Origin of the sequence: Petrotoga mobilis SJ95 (genome assembly GCF_000018605.1) — a bacterium.
Classification (GTDB): Bacteria; Thermotogota; Thermotogae; order Petrotogales; family Petrotogaceae; genus Petrotoga; species Petrotoga mobilis.
In genome coordinates this window covers 1,607,826-1,625,183 of the sequence record NC_010003.1, presented here as the reverse complement: position 1 = coordinate 1,625,183, position 17,358 = coordinate 1,607,826, and the positions used below count along the sequence as shown (strand labels likewise).

The window sequence follows — 17,358 nt, the reverse complement described above, 5'->3', positions numbered from 1 at the left end:
ATCTATCTCCTTCCCATATTTTGTTTTTTATAGTCAATTTTGTTTGATGTTGTATTTTCTTTTTATCCTTTTGATCTCGTCTCGGTATCTTGCTGCTTCTTCGTATTTTAATTCGGAGGCTGCTTCGTACATTTTTTCTTCAAGCATAGCCAAGTAATCATCCGGAGAGAGGTTCTCCTCTACAGCGAATATATAATCTTCTTCTTTTACCTCGTTATCTTTGAATGGTGCAAACATGTCTTCTGGTAATTTTTTAATGATACTTTTTGGAGTGATGTTGTTATCTATATTGTATTGAATCTGTATTTCTCTTCTTCTGTTTGTTTCATCGATGGCAGTTTTCATCGCCTCCGTTATTCGGTCGGCGTACAGTAATACCTTACCTTGAACGTTTCTTGCAGCTCTACCAATCGTTTGAATCAACGTTGTTTCAGACCTTAAAAATCCTTCTCTATCTGCATCCATTATGGCAACAAGAGAAACTTCCGGTAAATCTAACCCTTCTCTAAGTAAGTTTACACCAACAACTACTTCAATTTCGCCGTTTCTTATTTTTTTTATTACCTCTGACCTTTCAATTGTATCGAGTTCAGAGTGTAGATACAATGATTTAATGCCCATTAGGTTTAAATGATCTGAGAGGATTTCGGCATCTTTCTTTGTTAAAACCACCGCTAGAGCTCTTTCTCCTCTTTCTACAACCTCTTTTACTTCGGATATGAAATCGTCCACTTGACCTTCCGTAGATTTTACTTCAACCTTTGGGTCCACAAGTCCTGTAGGTCTAATAATCTGTTCAACTATTTGGTCTGATACTTCCATTTCAAATGGCCCTGGGGTAGCTGATACAAAGATAATTTGATTGGTTTTTTCTAAAAATTCTTCGAATCTTAAAGGTCTGTTATCTAAGGCTGATGGTAATCTAAACCCGTAATCAACTAAATTTTTCTTCCTCGCGTAATCCCCTCTGAACATTGCCCTTAACTGTGGTACCGCTATGTGAGATTCGTCAATAAAAGTAACAAAATCTTCATCGAAGTAATCCAAAAGTGTCCATGGAGAGTCTCCAGGATTCCTACCATCGAAATACCTTGAATAATTTTCTATCCCTTTACAGTATCCCAATGTTTGAAGGAATTCTAAATCTTGTTTTACCCTTTGCTCTATTCGTTGAGCTTCTAAAAGTTTACCTTCCCTTTTGAAATATTCTATTTGGGTTTGCAGATCGGCATTTATTCTTTCAATAGCTGAAAAAATCTTTTCCTGACTGGTTACAAATTCTTTCGCTGGATAAATAGTAATTTTATCAAATTCTTCTATTATGGTTCTGTTGAATACGTCAAGTGCTTCGATCTTTTCGACTTCGTTATCGAAAAAAGTTACCCTTATTCCAAAATCTTCGTAAGGAGGGAATATCTCTAAAACATCACCCTTCCATCTGAACGTTCCACCGAGATAATCTTTTTCTTGCCTTGTGTATTGCATTTTACCAAGTTTAATTAAGATTTCTCTTCTAGAATACTCTTCATTCACTCTCAGATAAAGGTTTATGTTTGAAAAGTCATCGGGATTGCCCGAGGCATAGATAGCTGAGACGCTTGAAACTACAATTACGTCTCTCCTTGTTAAAACTGATTTTAACGTTGAGAGCCTCATTTTAACTAAAATATCGTTTATGTCTGCATTTTTTTCTATGTATATGTCTCGAGAGGGGATGTAGGCTTCTGGTTGATAGTAATCGTAATAACTTATAAAAAATTCGACTCTATTTTCCGGGAAGAACTCTTTGAATTCGTTGTATAGTTGAACGGCTAAGATTTTATTCGGAGAGAGAACTAAAGTTGGTCGATTCACGTTTGCAATAATATTAGCCATTGTATATGTTTTACCAGATCCAGTAACGCCCAGTAAAGTTTGGAACCTATAATTTTTATTGATCCCAGAAGAGAGTTCTTCTATTGCTTTTGGTTGATCGCCTTGAGGTTCGTATTCGGAACGAAGCTTAAACATGATAAACACACCTCCATCAAACCTCTGCTTTAAATTCTAATATATTAGAATCTAAAAGTGAATCCTGCACTGATTTTAAAATCATTTGTCGTTTCGATATTTCCTACTTCTTCTATGGGGAATAGGAAATTATATCCCGCTTCTATGTATAGTCCAGAGGTTTCGTTTATATAATAACTATAATCTATAACTGGTGATAGTTTAAAGTAAACAGCGGATGCATCATCCGAAGCTGTAACACTTTTCACCCCAACTAAGATCCCCAATAAAAGGGTTGCGTCCGTTTCTGATAGATAGTTAAGATAACCTAATTTGAAATCAAAATCTCCATCAAATGTGCTTTCATCGAACAAAAATACAAAAGAGAATCCAGTATATAAGTGTTCATAGTTATCGAATCCAGCTTCGAACCCGACACCGTTTTTTTCAAATCCTTCGTTCACGTAATATATTCCTGTGATGGTTCTTATTGGAGAGAGAGTTGGATTTTCTAATACGTAAACATTTTCATCTCGGTAGTTGAAATTTTTTGGGGCTTCGAGTATCTTTAACAAACTGTTGTTATCCCAGACTTCTTCGGCTATCAATTTCCCACCGTGAAGGTCATAGAACTCTCCATTCAATTCTTTAGTGATTACAAATTCAAACATCATACCTTCTCTTATTCCAACGTTTCTGCCAGCATCTATATGAACATATTTATTTTCTATAGATATAATATTGGCTTTTATTTTAAAAAGTTTGTTCAACTCCGTAGAAATAGAAGAGGCAAGATTATTGGTAGCGGATCTTCTTGAATAGTATATCGCTTCAAAATCACTTGTACTAGCATTTATGTATGAGGTGCCACTTGAAGTGAGAAGTTTGGAATAGATGTTTTCTCCTGTGGAAATTTTGACGACGTTGACCTTCGCTAGTATACGGTACTCCCACCATATTAATTCTTCGGTTTTCTCTAAGTTAGGGAAGCTTTCAAGTATTTGAATATGGACTAAAAAATCCGCATCTAGATTTTTCTTCATGTAATCTTCATTTTCGAGCATTTCTCTAAGATTTTCTAATAACAGATCATCTTTTGATAATACCTTATATTTGCCTTGTTCTTCGAGATCATTTTTTAAATATTGTTCTAACAAAGAACCAATACTGGAATCACCTTCTGTGTAAATCAAAAAACTTCTTCTTAGATCGATAACTTCACTAGACTGAGAAAATAACTGCAATAAAAAGATTGAAACAAAAATAGATAACATCAGAATCCTTTTCAATTTTCATCATCCCCTCAATTTTATTTAAATAGATGAAATCTTTTCAGCCAATTCCTTTTTCCCGGTTTTTATAGCACATTTATACAATTGCATCTTTTCATTGAATATTATACCAGCTTCCAAGAGAGTTTTTTCATCCAGTAAAACAAATTCGTCAAAATTGCCTTTAAAAGCTTCTTCTCCATTTTTTAACAGCAGTACGTTAGGTTTCAAACTGGCGAATTCGTCTATCCAATGGGTTGATATTATTATGGTCTTTCCCAAGTTGTGAAGTTCTTTTATAAGGTTGAATATAGAAGTTTTTGTTACGTAATCTAATCCAACAGTGGGTTCGTCAAAGATTATATAATCAGGGTTATATGAGAGAACAGAGATAATAGCTACCTTCCTCATTTCTCCACCTGAGAGTTCGAATGGATTTTTTTCGAGGTATGATTCCGGTAACTTTACCAACTCTAAATAATACTTTAGTAAATCATCACTTAGTTGAACCCCAAAATTTTTTGGTGCAAACATTATTTCTTCCTTTACAGTGGGAAGAAAAAATTGGGATTCAGGGTATTGAAAAACTATGCCTATCTTCTTTCTGATATCTTTTATGTTGACCTTTTTGTCTTTTGTGGATAATCCCTCAACTAAGACTTTTCCTTGTCGGGGTAGAAGTAATCCATTCATTAAACTTATCAATGTAGTTTTCCCAGATCCTGTATGTCCAACGAATAACCATAAGTCCCCTTTTTTAATTTCCAGATTAATATTTTTTAGGGCTGTCTTTTGAAAAGGTGTATTCAATGCGTAAGTAAAACTTACATCTTCAAACATTATCGACATATTTCATCAACCAACTCTTTTAAATCAGCATTAAATTGTCTTTTTATTTTTTCGTTGAAAGGTAGTTCAGATTGAATAACGTTACTTTTGTAAAATTGATCTTTCTCCCCTTCATAAACAATCTCTCCATCGTTGAGAGCGATTATTTTGTCTACATGCTCCAGGTCAGAATAATGATGAGAGGCAATTATGATCGTTTCTCCTATTTCTCTGAGATTGCGTATAACTTTATAGATTTCATTTCGACCTTTTGGATCTAACATTGAAGTAGGTTCATCCATGAGTATAATCTCAGGTTCCATTGCCAGAATAGAGGCTATTGCAAGCCTTTGTTTTTGCCCTCCAGATAATGCATTTGGGTCTGCGTGGTTCAACCCTTCTAACCCTACCGTTGAAAGTGCCCATTCGATTCTTTCTAGCATTTTTTCTCTTGGGACCCCTATGTTTTCTAACCCAAAAGCCACATCCTCTTCAACCGTTACCCCTATAATTTGATTTTCAGGGTTTTGAAAAATATAACCTACCTTTATTCTATTGTGTTCATCTAATTTTTGGTCTTTGATAATTACTTCTCCCTCTTGAGGAAATAAAATACCACATAGAAGCTTTAGAAGCGTAGATTTTCCACTTCCATTACTCCCAACTAAACCAACAAACTCGCCTTTTTTGACGTCTAAATTGATATTCGTTAGTACTTTTTTTTCATAATAACTGAAAGAAAGATTTTTGCATCCAAAAAACATCTTAGCCCCTCTTTATCGAAAGATAAACTCTAAAACCTCCGGATTTTTCCAACTCTTTTACGTTGCCAAAAATTTGTTCCATGTAACTTTCTAACGCTTTCCCACCCTTATTGTGGTAAGCAACTAAATATATCTTGCCATTTTCATTCAAATGGTGATAAGATTCTTCGATTAGTTCATGTAATACTTCTTTACCTGCAACTATTGGAGGGTTGCTAACAATAACATCGAAGTAGTCATCTTCCCATGGTTTGAATAGATTTCCTTGTTTGATCACAGCGTTCACGTTGTTATTTTTGGCATTTATCTTAGAAAAATCAACTGCTCTGTTGTTTACGTCACTCATATACAGATCTATGTCCGGAAACTCTCTTTTTAAGGATATACCTATTACACCATATCCGCATCCCATGTCCAAAACTTTTTCATTTGTTAATTCTACTTTTTCGATTAATAAAATGCTTGCCCTGTCTATCCTTTTCTTTCCATACACTCCAGAAGGGGCTTTAAAAAGATACTTATGCCCATTTTTTAATATTAAAACTAATTCTTTTACCGTTAGTTCTGAAGTTGGGTTTTCGGTGTAGTAATGCTCAAAAGAGGGTGTTCTTTTGATTTCTTTTTCTTTTACAGGGTTCAGATCGTTATTAACTTTTTTTATTACTTCGTCAACTTTCATGAAAGCAATATCTTCAGGACCGTATATTTGAACATCTTCATATTCGTTATTATTTTTCTTTTTTTGAGTCAATTTATTCGTACCTCCAAAATTATTAAAGATGGCTGGGTAACCCTGCTGCACATAGAAATCTCCGCTTATGGCTGCTCCCTTCCAGGCCTGACCAGTTTCGCGGGTTCCTATTGCGCAGGACCCAGCCTCCTGTAATGACGCTTTCATATTATATCATTTCATTGTTGAAAAATCAATTAATCTTGTTAAAAGCTATGTTAACCTTAAAAATCATCGGGATTTGCCCCAAATCTTTTACTTTGATCTAAATTGTCTATTATCTTCATTTCTTCCTCTGTTAGTTCAAAGTCGAAAATATCAGCATTTTCTTTTATCCTTTCCTTGTGCACAGATTTTGGAATGGTTACCACCCCATGTTGCAAGTCCCATCTCAATACTATTTGTGCGGGAGTTTTTTTATACTTATTTGCTATATCAACTATCTGAGGTATGTTTTGAACTCTTCCTCTCATTAATGGACTCCAAGCCTCTAGCTGTATCTTATTTCTTTGACAGAAATCCAAAAGATCTCTTTGCAGTAAGTATGGATGAAATTCTACTTGATTCACCATAGGGGTAATTTCACAGTTGTTTATTATATCTTGGAGATGATGAATTAAAAAGTTACTCACACCAATAGCCCTTACTCTACCTTCCTTATACAGCTTTTCAAGAGCTTTCCAGGTTTCTATATATCTTCCACTTACAGGCCAATGAATTAAGTATAAGTCTAAATAATCTGTTCCCAATCTTTTTAATGAATTTTCAAAAGAGTTTAAAGTACTTTCAAAACCTTGGTTCGTATTCCATACTTTGGAGGTTATAAAAATTTCATCTCTCGGTATTTTACTTTGCCTGATTGCTTTACCTATCTCTTCTTCGTTTTCGTACATTTCTGCAGTATCTATCAATCTGTATCCTATATTTAAAGCGTACTTTACACCCTCTATCAACTCATCTCCATGGGCTTTGTACGTCCCATAGCCCAACCAAGGGATTTTCACTTTATTGGCTAATTCTGTGTTATCATAGATGCTTGTAATTCTCATAGATCAACCCCCTTGTTTCAGTTTTTTATCTTGATTTTGTTTTTTTTCATTCAACTTCAAGTAGCAATCTCTACAGACGGCGATATATTTTTCAAATCCCCCAACATCTATTTCTCCACCATTTTCAACAATCTTGTAAGATATTGTACCTCTATACTCCCCACATTCATGGCAAACGGCTTTCTTTTTAATTACCGTGTCTGCATGAGCCATTAGAAGTGAAGTAACTTTGAATGGATTATTTTTATAACTCAAATCCAAGCCAGCACAATAAACATCCTTACCAGAGTTGATCATCTCGACAACAACTTCTCTAAGAGGCTCGTCTAGAAACTGAATTTCATCTATAAAAACCGCTTTTTCGTCTCCATCAAGTTTAGGCAAAATTTCAGCGGAGTTATTGATGGGAATGGCTTTAACAGATGTATTAGAGTGGGATACAATGTAAGTTTCATTGTATCGGTTATCTAACAAAGGTTTGAAGACTTTTATTTTCTTTTTACCAAGTGTGTAAATTTCAATGAAAGAGATTAATTCGGAAGTTTTGCCAGAATACATAGGTCCAACAATTACTACTAAATTACCTGTTGCCATATTAAAGTTTCACATCCCTTTTTCATTAGTTTTAATTAAATTTTTCGGATAGTAGTTGATCAATCTCATCCAAAGACTCTTTCCACAATGTTTCAATTCCAAAATCATTCAGAATATCCAAGGAAGGGGTTCTAAATATAAAATAGTCCTTGTAATTGAATCTTCCCACGGAAACAACGTAGAGCACATACGAAGCAACCGCCTTGATAGGATACCATTTGTATAAGAAGAAAAAGTTTTTCAAAAAAACATCATACAAGTTTTTAATATTCACATCTTCTATCTCGTAATGTTCATACAAAACTTCATCAAAGATCCTCATAAACCTGGCTGGTAATTTGTTGGGGAAAAAATGCTTGTCTAACCTGAAAACAGTGGTGTTCCACTCTTTTTTTAATAAAGCTGCATCGATCAAGGTTTCTATTTTAGTATGTGATTTGCCAGTGTTTCTTTCTATGATATGTATCCGTGGATGTATTTTCATATCAAGATAAGAATGTAGGTATAAACCTAAGGCATACTCTGGACTTTCCTTTTGAATCTCTCTTATTAACCTTGTCAAATCAACATTATGCAACGTTTCACCAATAATGTGATATTTGGGATCAGAAATATTGTAATAAAAAATATCTGGGCCCATCAGTCCAAGGTTAAACATCTTCACATTTTTCAAACTGTTTGGAAAAATCTTATGACCGAAGATAATGTGTGTTAAATATCCTGGCATCCCTTAACTCCCTAATATGGTTTTGTACTTTTTTATTTTATCATATTTTTGGAATGGTTTGATAATTCTTTTATCTGTGAATAATATAAATAAATTTAAGCTAGCCCAAAACAATTTCGCAGAACGTTTACAGAATAAAAGGAGTCTTTGCAAAGCAAAAATATGGATGAGTTTTTGGGGATACGAGCCTTTTATGCTGAGTTATCTGATGTCATCATGGTATTGAAAATGCTCTTTGTAATTTTCTATTCCAATCATATCCAATGGTTTTATTCTCAAAATATTTTATCATTGTATCTTTATCTGTTCCTGTGAAACCGCTATTTAGGATTTGTTGACAAATATCTTCCCAAGTAATACGAATGAATTTACTACTTGGGGTTTCATAGAGATGCCTTTTAAAAATCTCTTCAATGTCTTTCTCTCGTTCAAACAATACAAGATTGACAAGATAGAAATTTAAACCTTCTTGTTTTGCTATCCAAGTTCCAAGTAGCCAGAAACGTAATAACTCATATTTCTTCTGAACTATCGCAACTTTTTCGAAATCCGACTTAAAGACCTTTGAAAACCAGTCATTGCCACCGGTTTTATATTTCTTAGAATCATTAATATTTCCTGGAGTCTTTTCATTTCCAGCAGTCAATTTTGCCTCAATAAAGAACAGTGTAGAGTCAGTTTTGATTATAACATCTGGTTCTGAACTTCTTTTTATTTCTTCACCAAATTCTTCTCTGGCTTTGTTTAATTCAGACCAACTGGAATCCTCTTGTTGACTATATGACCAATATATTACTTCAGATGATCTTAAAGTGGTACCGATGATAGAACTTAGAGTACTTTCAACCAAATTATTTCTCTCCAAAAATCTGAAAACATTCCAAGTAACTGCATCTTCGCTATTGTCACGTGCGATTCGGCTTTCACGTTTCACTTTCTTTATTCTCTCAAACAAATCCAAATCAGCCTCGTCTTTCCAGAGTAGATTGTCCAACTCACTTTGATATTCAAAAGTTGATGGTGAGATATAGATATTGTGCTTTGGACATTTGAATCTCTCTTCCCTTTTGAAGAATTTTTCCTGTCTTTCTACTTTTTCACTGCAACCTTTAACCGGACATTCAACCGTTGTTTCGGTTACTTCGATGTTCGCTTTCAATTCTTTTATTCCGAACATTTTCAACCTCCTATCTTAAGGGTAATTTCAGATATCTTTTTGCGCACCTGCAAAGTGCGAGGCTAAGCCAAGCATTTGGGCACATTCTTAAACCCGCATATTATGTGGCATTTTGAAGGTATAAAGTGGGTATTAATCACTACTTTGCGTAATTCGTTGGCTAAATATGCCTTGCGAGAGCATCTAAGCTCTGGATGTAAAATATCATTCGGTTTGATTTTTATTCACCTATCAATTTTGTTATTTTTTCCTTTAATTCATCAACTTTCTTCTCATCAATTTCGTTATTAATATAATGCCACATCACATTTAGTGGTTTTCTGTCTCTTCGAGTGCTTTGTGGAATTCCGAGGAAAGATTCTATATCTTTATCAAAGAAATCTATAGATTTGGTAAACTCGTTTTTCTGTTTCTCAATAAATTGATTAATAAATTCGTGAGCATTTTTGTTCTCATCCTTGTCTGCTAAAACGGAATGATATATTCCTAATTCCCTAAATAAATTCATATATCGGTGAATGTTAAACTTTCCCATTGCGTCCAAAACATAAATTCTCTTTTTCCTTATATCATTCCATTTGTTTTTTATGAGATAGTCAATAAATGTCTTTTCTGTAGCTCCTTCACATATCAGCACAATATCCGCGAAAAATGCTGAACATCTTTCCGAATCAAGCCATAAAAGGTAACGAATTGCTTCCTGTTCCATTCTCTCGTCATCCTCTGTACTACCCATAATATTTTTAATGCTATTTTCCATTGCTTGATCAATTGATTTCTCAACTAATTTATTTTTTAGCATTTGTACCAGTTCATTATTTTGCTCAATAATTTTTCTTTGTTTATCCTTTGATACCTGAAAAATCTGCGTGATGCCTTTATCCCTTTTTAATTTTATTAATGCTGGAATATCCTCGATGTTTTTACTTATGAAAATTGGTGAATGAGTCGCTATAATAACCTGTTGGCCCTCTTCAGAGGATAAAGACTTTAAACTAGTGTTAAGAAATTCTTGTTGAGCCGGATGTAAAAACGCCTCAGGTTCATCAAACAGTATTAGATTAAGTTCTGGTAAGAATTCTTTTTTTTCGTAAGTTTTCTTTTCAGTATATTGTGAAGAAAGTTTTAGAAGAGTGTAAATCAAATGTCGTTGAAGTCCTTGACCAAGACATTTAACATCTATTCTTTCCTCTAAATTCTTATCTACTACATAGTGTGAAACTAAGTTTTTTATTATGTCTTCATGCCTTATAGGATTTATATTGAAATTAAATTCTACTTCCCACTCTTTTAAACTATCATTTATTTCTTCCATCATTTTGCCTAATGAAAAACCATCTTTTGAAGATTCTTCTTTAAATTTACTATTGAATTCTTCAAAGGCTGTATTTAATTTATCAAAAGATTCACTAGTTTTAACAACTTTCTTCATAACAAAGGTTATTACGTCTCTTAAAGGGGAAGGTCCAGTTAACTTTAGAGTTTCATCAGTTGTGGATAATTCTGGAATATAGATAACTGATCCTAATTTTGCCTCTGAAATGTTCTTTGCTCCATAAAATAAATTTTCTGAAAGGTGACCATTTTCGTAACCATATATGTTACTTTGGTTGTTTTTTACTTTATTTTTATCTTCCGATTTAAGATATTTTCTTACTTTCAGAATGTTATTCAAACTTTTATATTCGTTTTTCAAATTGGGAAATTCATCATCTTCCAGCGAATATTCTATTTCAATCCAGCTTTCATTGTCATCCGTTTGAAATTTTGGAAAGTCGAATTTTTCATTGTATTTTTCATTTTCATAGAAAATCCTTAATGCTGTTAGGACATTAGATTTTCCTACATTGTTAGCTCCAACTAGCACATTGTAATCATATAAATCAAACATAGCGTCTTTTAATGAACGAAAATTATGGATTGTTATTGATTTGATCTTCATTTCATTTTTCACCTCCGACACCTTATTCGTGCCATTCGCGAAAACATCCACCACCTTAACCATTATCTGGTATTCACCTGCTTCATCATCTTTATGTTTAGCTTCACAATCCCAATCAATTGCCCATTAATCCATGAGATCTCTTGGGTCTTTTACTTTACTGGAAATCTGTGCAAGTTCTCCTGTGGGTGGGATTTGAAAATCAGTGATTTTGAGTACAACTTCATTTTCCTTTGCTCGTGCTTTAGCGAGTTCGTTAACTTCATAACTCCACTCCCAGCCAAGAACATCTGCTTTGTTGAAATCATTAGCTCTACACTCAATAACCACCTTTTCCACTTCTTCCATCGTAACAGGAGCATTCAAAGGTCCAATATGAAACGCTTTGTCTCCTTTTCTGCCATGTAAATATTTAAAACCAGTTAAAGGTTGTGCCTGATAAAGTTTAGGCATAAAAGCAATGTTTATATTTTTATTAGCTCGTAAAAGGCACAAATACCGTTTTTAGAGAAGTTCAATGAAGTATGAAGTCAATATCCAGTACAGTTATTTTTCCGTCGCCATCTAGATCACCCAAGTTTAGAGTTCCAGCACATTTATGACAATTATAAATTGTCTTTAAGTATTTCTTCTCTAATAGTGGTGGAATTAAGTCGTAGAATTTCTTTTCATTTGGAAATTTTGCCTTGTAGAATTCATAAAGACCTTTCGTGCCTTTTGAATAATTACATTGTTTACACGCCCATACTTGGTTGTGAATGCCTTGGATTTTGTCACATGTTTTACACTTGGAGGTAATTTGCAAAGACCTCGGAACAATATGTTCTTTTTGAATATCGCTTTTCGCTCCGCAATATATACATTCCTTGGAAGATTCCACAAATTGCCAATCTTCACGAGTAATTTCTGACCAAGATTTAACACCGTTTTTTAATTCTAAAAATGTCTTTTTTATAAATCCATAATGCTCTTTCTTCGCAATATTTCCATTAGGGATGGAAAAAGCGCTTCTTGCTATAATTTTGGCATATTGATAATATATGAGATCTTGTATTGTTTTTACATCTCTATCTGGCATATTCCAAAACCTCTTTTATCTCTGATAAATCTTTCAATCAAGTTTTTCAGCAACTGCTAGGGTTGTATCAGAGTCACAAAAAATAACATCAATATCTACAGAGTTTGAAAGCTTTCCCCCTTTCTTATTTTACCAAATTTTTTCAAATTTACTAATTTAAAATTTCTAATGAATTAGTACCTTTTTATACACCCTTGAAAAATTTTCTCCTAATATCTTCTTTATATCTTGTTCACCATATCCCCTTTGTAGTAATTTCTCAACGAGTAATACAATATTTGAATGGTTATCTAAAACTTGAAAAGATGGGGATGGATTAAGTTCGTTCACAAACTGGGGGTTGAATTTTTTTAGGTGCTCACAGAAATCAAATCCTAAACCAACATACTCAATACCTACTAAATTTACAATATGATCTATATGTTTAACTAAATCATCAACATTGGCTTTTTCCGGATCATTCGATACGATTTTGTTATAGGCGTTTATTCCTATTACTCCATCGGTATCTGCTATCGCCTTTATCTGTGAATCAGAGAGGTTTCTTTCTAAGTTTACTATCTTTCTACAATCAGAATGGGAAGCTATTATAGGTCCTTTACTAAGCTCGATAACTTGCCAAAATCCTTTGTCGTTTAAATGGCTAACATCTATTACCATACCTAAGCTTTGAGCTTTTTTAACTAAATCAATTCCAAAATCAGATAAACCGTTCGAGTTTTTCTTGGGGTCTGGCGGTAGAAATTTGCTTCCATCACCAGCGTAGTTCCTTCTACTCCAAGTCAGCCCGACAAATCTCACACCTAAACGGTAAAAGATATCGAGTAAATCTAAATCGTTGTATAGAGGTTCAACTCCTTCAAAAGATAAAAATATTCCGATTTTATTACTTTCTTTTGCTTTAATTATATCTTCGTAGGATTTACATAACATTAAATAATCGCTTGATTCTTCTAATTCCTTGTAAAATGAACTGATTTGGTCTAAAGCCTCTCTTAATGAGATTTCGGGGGTTAAAAAACTTTCGATAAACAAAGAGGAAACTACGGCATTTAATCCACCTTTACGAAAATTGTCAAGATGATCGTTTTCTATAACTTTGTGAATCCCATATTTCCTTTGATTTGCCACATCCATTAGTAAATCAAAGTGTGCATCGATTACAAGACTTTCTTCTAAGATTTTATGAGCTTGTTCTTTGAAATTAGTCAAAATATTTCCTCCTCGATCTTTTGTTATTTTTTTGCGGTTGCAGTTGTAGGGATATCAGGTTTTTTAATTATACTATTATTTTTCTAATTTTTTCTAATTCTTTAAAAAATGGAGGAAAATCCATCTTATTACAAATAGTTACCTCTGAGATATTGGCGGGGATTGAGTAGGCTTATCACATCACAGAGTACGAACCTTTCGTTCAGTTTATAGATTCTAATTCCTCTATAACGAAATTAAAAATGAAATATATTCTCTCTTCTAACCCAAAAGGATATATAATCCTTCCTACAAAAGAATTGGTAGAAGATGAAATCTTCAAAAGGTTATTAAAAAAAGAGTTTCCTATGGTTTTTGTAGATAAAACGGTTAACGATATTAGAAAACCACTCGTTCAGTCTGATAATTACTTAGGTGCTTATAACTTAACAAAAGAACTTATTCACAATTCAACGGTTAAATCTATAATGTTTTTCACTGAAGAAGATTTTTCTATTAGTTCCGTGAAAGAAAGATATAACGGAATGTTTGACGCTTGTAAAGAGCATAATATTCCCGTTTATAGTGAAATAGTGGGGAAAAATGAGATGGACAGAGCTATAGACAAATGTTTGAAGAACCATGTAGATACTATTTTTTGTTGTAACGATATCGTAGCGGTAAGTACTTTGACGGCGTTGCAAGTAAGAGGTCTTTCAGTACCAGAAAAAATGAAATTATATGGATTTGATGATAGACCAATAGCCCAAAGTATCTTTCCAAATCTTACCACAGTAAGGCAACCTTTACGAAATATAGGTGAGGTAGCAGCAAAATATTTAGTTTCAATTATTCAGGGTGAAAATAATAGCGAGGATTTCAAAATTACTTTGCCCGTTGAAGTTGTATGGCGTGATTCAACAGGGCAAAAAATCAAGTGAGGAGGAATCAAGATGAGTAGGAAGTTTTTAGTGAGTTTTGTGTTATTTGTTATTATTTTTTCGAGTATGGCTTTAGCAGTGGAAAAAGTCGTTTTAACTGGAACATTTGCTGCTCCTGCGGATAGGTGGCACATGTTGATTTCAGTAGCTTTAGAAGAGTTGAACAAAAGACATCCAGATATGGAGATCACTATGGAGTACGAAGTACTTCCATACGATGATACGAGGTCTAAACTTATCACTTTGACTGCTGGAAAAACTCCAAGAGATTTAGTTTCAGTCGATCAAATATGGTTGGGAGAGTTTGCACAATCAGGTTTTCTAAAAGATATTACAAAGGAAGTTAACTCTTGGGGAAGGATTGATGAATTTTATCCTGCAAATGTAGACGGTTCAAAGTTTGATGGCAAGTTTTACAGCATCTGGACTTGGACAGACGCACGAGTAACTTGGTATTGGAAAGATTTGTTAGAAGAAGCAGGCGTAGATCCCGAAATGCTGAAAACTTGGGATGGATACATTGAGGCTTATAAGAAATTAGCTCCTGTTACTATGAAAAAGGGCATATTACCGATGCATTTGGTTGCTGCTAGTCATTCACCTGATATGTGGTTTCCATATCTATGGATGAATGGTGGAGAAATTCTCGAACAGAAAGATGGAGAGTATTACCCGGCTTTTTATGGCGAGGCAGGGGTAAAGGCACTAACTTTCTTGAGAGATCAAGTAGAGATAGGTATAAGGCCACAAGTTCAACATCAATGGGGCCAAGAATTTGCTGATAAGAGATTTGCCGTAATGATCGAAGGAAGTTGGTTGTTAGGGAAATTTCCTGAAGGATTTGATTTCAATCAAATTGGTATGATACCAGGATTTCCAGTTCCAGAAGAGGGTATGAAAAGTTCAACGATGATGGGTGGTTGGCTGTTAGCTATTCCTTCAACATCCCAGCATCCCGAGTTAGCATGGGAATTGATGACTATAATGCTTGATCCAGAAGTTTTAACTCCAGTTTTGGCTAAATACGTTTACTTGCCCACACAAAAAACCATAGCCGAAGAAGATCCCTATAAATCGACTCTTGAAAATGAGATACCTTTCTTCGAGGATCTTATGAAAGCGGTGGCAATTGGGAAAGGAAGACCAAATATTCCCGAATATCCTCAAATAGCTGAGTCACTGCGAATAGCAATAGAAGAAGTCTATTATGGCGTAAAAACTCCAGAGGATGCCCTGAAAAATGCTTCAAAAAAGGTTGAAGAAATTTTGATCTTCTAAGGGATTCCTGAAAAGTAAAAATTTTAACACAGCAGTCCTCCTTCTTTAAAGGAGGCTGCTTTTAGTGAAGAATAGACGGAGGTGGTGAATCAATGCAAAGGAAAAAGTGGATGCCTTTTTTATTGTTACTCCCTGCTTTGTCCATAATGTTTTTTTTGATGATTTTTCCTGTATTTTGGAATTTCAGCATTTCATTGCATAATGTCAAGACTACTAATATAAACAACGTTTGGCCCTTTGTTGGTTTCCAAAACTGGGTAAAAATTTTTCAAGATGAATATTTTTTACAATCTTTAAAAGTTACACTCTTTTTTGTATTAGGATCGGTATTTTTTCAAATTTTTATAGGCTTTTTAATAGCCAGAATTTTAATTGAAAGAGTTTGGGGAACTAAATTTTTTAGAGTTCTTTTTATACTTCCATGGCTTTTGTCAGCCACTATTGTTGGATTTTCTTGGCAATGGATGTACAACGATTATTTTGGATTGATAAATGGTTTGCTTATAAGAGTAGGAATGCAGCCTGTAAATTGGATATCAGATCCAAATATGGCCTTGATATCCTTATTGATAGCTAATATATGGTTCGGTACGCCGTTTTCTATACTTTTTCAAGAATCCTCGTTGTTGACAATCGATAGAAATTTGTATGAGGCAGCTAAAATTGATGGTGCTGGTCCACTTCAAAGTTTTTTCAATATAACGCTGCCTTTGTTGGCACCTTTTTTAGGGATAAATTTGATCCTTACTTCTATGTGGAGTGTAAATCTTTTTGATCTTCAGTTGGTATTGACAGGAGGAGGGCCTTTAATGTCTACTACAACGGCATCTTTGTATATGTATAAACAAGGTTTTGAGCAAGGTAATCTGTCTATTGGTGCGGCCATAGGAATAGTTCTACTCATTATAAATTTGACAGTTTCTTTCCTTTATCTACGAGCATTGAGAGGTGAGGAGGCATGACCAAAAAGAATAAAACAATTAGAGCCATATTATTTATCATTCTTGTTATATTTGCTGTTTATACGATAATGCCTATATTTTGGGTGTTTGTTACTTCACTGAAAACACCGGAGGAAGCAAGAGAATTTCCTCCTAGCTTAATTCCTAAAGAAGTGACCTTTCAAAATTATCAAATTCTTTTTCAAGATGACCAAATGATGAGAAGTTTTCTGAATAGTATTATAGTAGCGGTTCCAGCAACCTTACTATGTGTTATAATTTCAGCATTAGCAGCATTTTCCTTTTCAAGGTACCACTTCAAAGGAAAAAAGCAACTTTTAGCTGCAGTAATGGGAGTTTTTATGATTCCTATAACTATGAACACAATCCCGCTCTATTTGATATTTCAGAGGATGGGTTTATTAGACACATATGCGGGAGTAATTCTTGCTTATCAGGTTTTAATAATACCGTTGAATATTTTTATTCTCAAAAATCATTTTGATACCATCCCTATTTCTTTAGAAGAGGCAGCAGCGCTTGACGGTGCCTCAACCATGCAAAGATTTACTAAAGTAATAATGCCTTTATCTTGGCCTGGTTTAAGTATATCTTTCATATTCACTTTCAGATTTGCATGGAATGAATTTGTTTTACCTATGATCTTAATAAGTTCTCCTAGTAAGACTGTTTTCCAAGTTGCAATGTACAGATTTTTGGGACTTTACAGTATAGATTGGGGTTTACTTAGTGCAGCTATAGTAATTGGTATGATACCAATTTTGATAATAATAATATTCTTTCAGAGACAACTCTTACAAGGAATACAGGCTGGTTCAATTAAAGGATAATTGGAGG

The 17,358-nt window shown here is 34.0% G+C and carries 17 protein-coding genes and 1 other RNA gene; 4 read left to right on the top strand and 14 right to left on the bottom strand.

The window, feature by feature from the left end; translation table 11 throughout:
- Positions 1-33: 33 nt before the first annotated feature.
- From uvrB to PMOB_RS07675, 14 genes are all read right to left on the bottom strand, one after another.
- A complete protein-coding gene (uvrB, locus tag PMOB_RS07735; RefSeq protein ID WP_012209308.1) occupies positions 34-2,010 on the bottom strand; it encodes an excinuclease ABC subunit UvrB in 1,977 nt (658 codons plus the stop codon).
- 44 nt (positions 2,011-2,054) lie between these two features.
- Complete coding sequence (locus PMOB_RS07730) at positions 2,055-3,278, bottom strand: hypothetical protein (RefSeq protein ID WP_041534119.1); 1,224 nt, start codon at positions 3,276-3,278, stop codon at positions 2,055-2,057.
- Between the two features lie 24 nt (positions 3,279-3,302).
- Positions 3,303-4,109, bottom strand: a complete 807-nt coding sequence (locus PMOB_RS07725; protein ID WP_012209306.1) for an ATP-binding cassette domain-containing protein — start codon at positions 4,107-4,109, stop codon at positions 3,303-3,305.
- Positions 4,100-4,852 carry an energy-coupling factor ABC transporter ATP-binding protein gene (locus PMOB_RS07720; RefSeq protein WP_012209305.1) on the bottom strand — a complete coding sequence of 251 codons (753 nt, stop codon included), beginning with the start codon at positions 4,850-4,852 and terminating at the stop codon, positions 4,100-4,102. The genes PMOB_RS07725 and PMOB_RS07720 overlap by 10 nt, the downstream gene beginning before the upstream one ends.
- A 1-nt stretch (position 4,853) precedes the next feature.
- Positions 4,854-5,531, bottom strand: a complete 678-nt coding sequence (locus PMOB_RS07715) for a class I SAM-dependent methyltransferase (protein ID WP_012209304.1) — start codon at positions 5,529-5,531, stop codon at positions 4,854-4,856.
- Positions 5,532-5,630: 99 nt separating this feature from the next.
- Positions 5,631-5,730: signal recognition particle sRNA small type (ffs, locus tag PMOB_RS10090), an RNA gene on the bottom strand.
- 76 nt (positions 5,731-5,806) lie between these two features.
- Entirely contained in the window at positions 5,807-6,631 is an 825-nt protein-coding gene (locus tag PMOB_RS07710; protein ID WP_012209303.1) for an aldo/keto reductase, read from the bottom strand.
- 3 nt (positions 6,632-6,634) lie between these two features.
- Entirely contained in the window at positions 6,635-7,225 is a 591-nt protein-coding gene (locus tag PMOB_RS07705; RefSeq protein ID WP_012209302.1) for a thymidine kinase, read from the bottom strand.
- A gap of 31 nt (positions 7,226-7,256) precedes the next feature.
- A complete protein-coding gene (locus tag PMOB_RS07700) occupies positions 7,257-7,952 on the bottom strand; it encodes a hypothetical protein (RefSeq protein WP_012209301.1) in 696 nt (231 codons plus the stop codon).
- A 214-nt stretch (positions 7,953-8,166) separates the two neighbouring features.
- Complete coding sequence (locus PMOB_RS07695) at positions 8,167-9,129, bottom strand: hypothetical protein (RefSeq protein WP_012209300.1); 963 nt, start codon at positions 9,127-9,129, stop codon at positions 8,167-8,169.
- 220 nt (positions 9,130-9,349) lie between these two features.
- Complete coding sequence (locus tag PMOB_RS07690) at positions 9,350-11,071, bottom strand: ATP-dependent nuclease (protein WP_012209299.1); 1,722 nt, start codon at positions 11,069-11,071, stop codon at positions 9,350-9,352.
- A gap of 126 nt (positions 11,072-11,197) precedes the next feature.
- Complete coding sequence (locus tag PMOB_RS07685) at positions 11,198-11,524, bottom strand: hypothetical protein (protein WP_049755301.1); 327 nt, start codon at positions 11,522-11,524, stop codon at positions 11,198-11,200.
- Between the two features lie 61 nt (positions 11,525-11,585).
- Entirely contained in the window at positions 11,586-12,149 is a 564-nt protein-coding gene (locus PMOB_RS07680) for an HNH endonuclease (protein ID WP_012209297.1), read from the bottom strand.
- 165 nt (positions 12,150-12,314) lie between these two features.
- Positions 12,315-13,361 (bottom strand): dipeptidase, encoded by a 1,047-nt coding sequence (locus tag PMOB_RS07675; protein WP_012209296.1) that lies wholly within the window; start codon positions 13,359-13,361, stop codon positions 12,315-12,317.
- Between the two features lie 179 nt (positions 13,362-13,540).
- On the opposite strand from PMOB_RS07675, the gene PMOB_RS07670 reads away from it, so the two are divergent.
- The 4 genes from PMOB_RS07670 (at position 13,541) to PMOB_RS07655 (ending at position 17,351) form a co-directional block, all read left to right on the top strand.
- Positions 13,541-14,281, top strand: coding sequence for a LacI family DNA-binding transcriptional regulator (locus tag PMOB_RS07670; RefSeq protein WP_331270673.1), 741 nt, complete (start codon positions 13,541-13,543; stop codon positions 14,279-14,281).
- Between the two features lie 12 nt (positions 14,282-14,293).
- Positions 14,294-15,559: an ABC transporter substrate-binding protein gene (locus PMOB_RS07665; protein ID WP_012209294.1), complete on the top strand. Its 1,266-nt coding sequence runs from the start codon at positions 14,294-14,296 to the stop codon at positions 15,557-15,559.
- Between the two features lie 92 nt (positions 15,560-15,651).
- Positions 15,652-16,521 (top strand): carbohydrate ABC transporter permease, encoded by an 870-nt coding sequence (locus PMOB_RS07660; protein WP_012209293.1) that lies wholly within the window; start codon positions 15,652-15,654, stop codon positions 16,519-16,521.
- Positions 16,518-17,351 (top strand): carbohydrate ABC transporter permease, encoded by an 834-nt coding sequence (locus PMOB_RS07655; protein WP_012209292.1) that lies wholly within the window; start codon positions 16,518-16,520, stop codon positions 17,349-17,351. Before PMOB_RS07660 ends, PMOB_RS07655 begins: the two co-directional genes overlap by 4 nt.
- Positions 17,352-17,358: the final 7 nt, after the last annotated feature.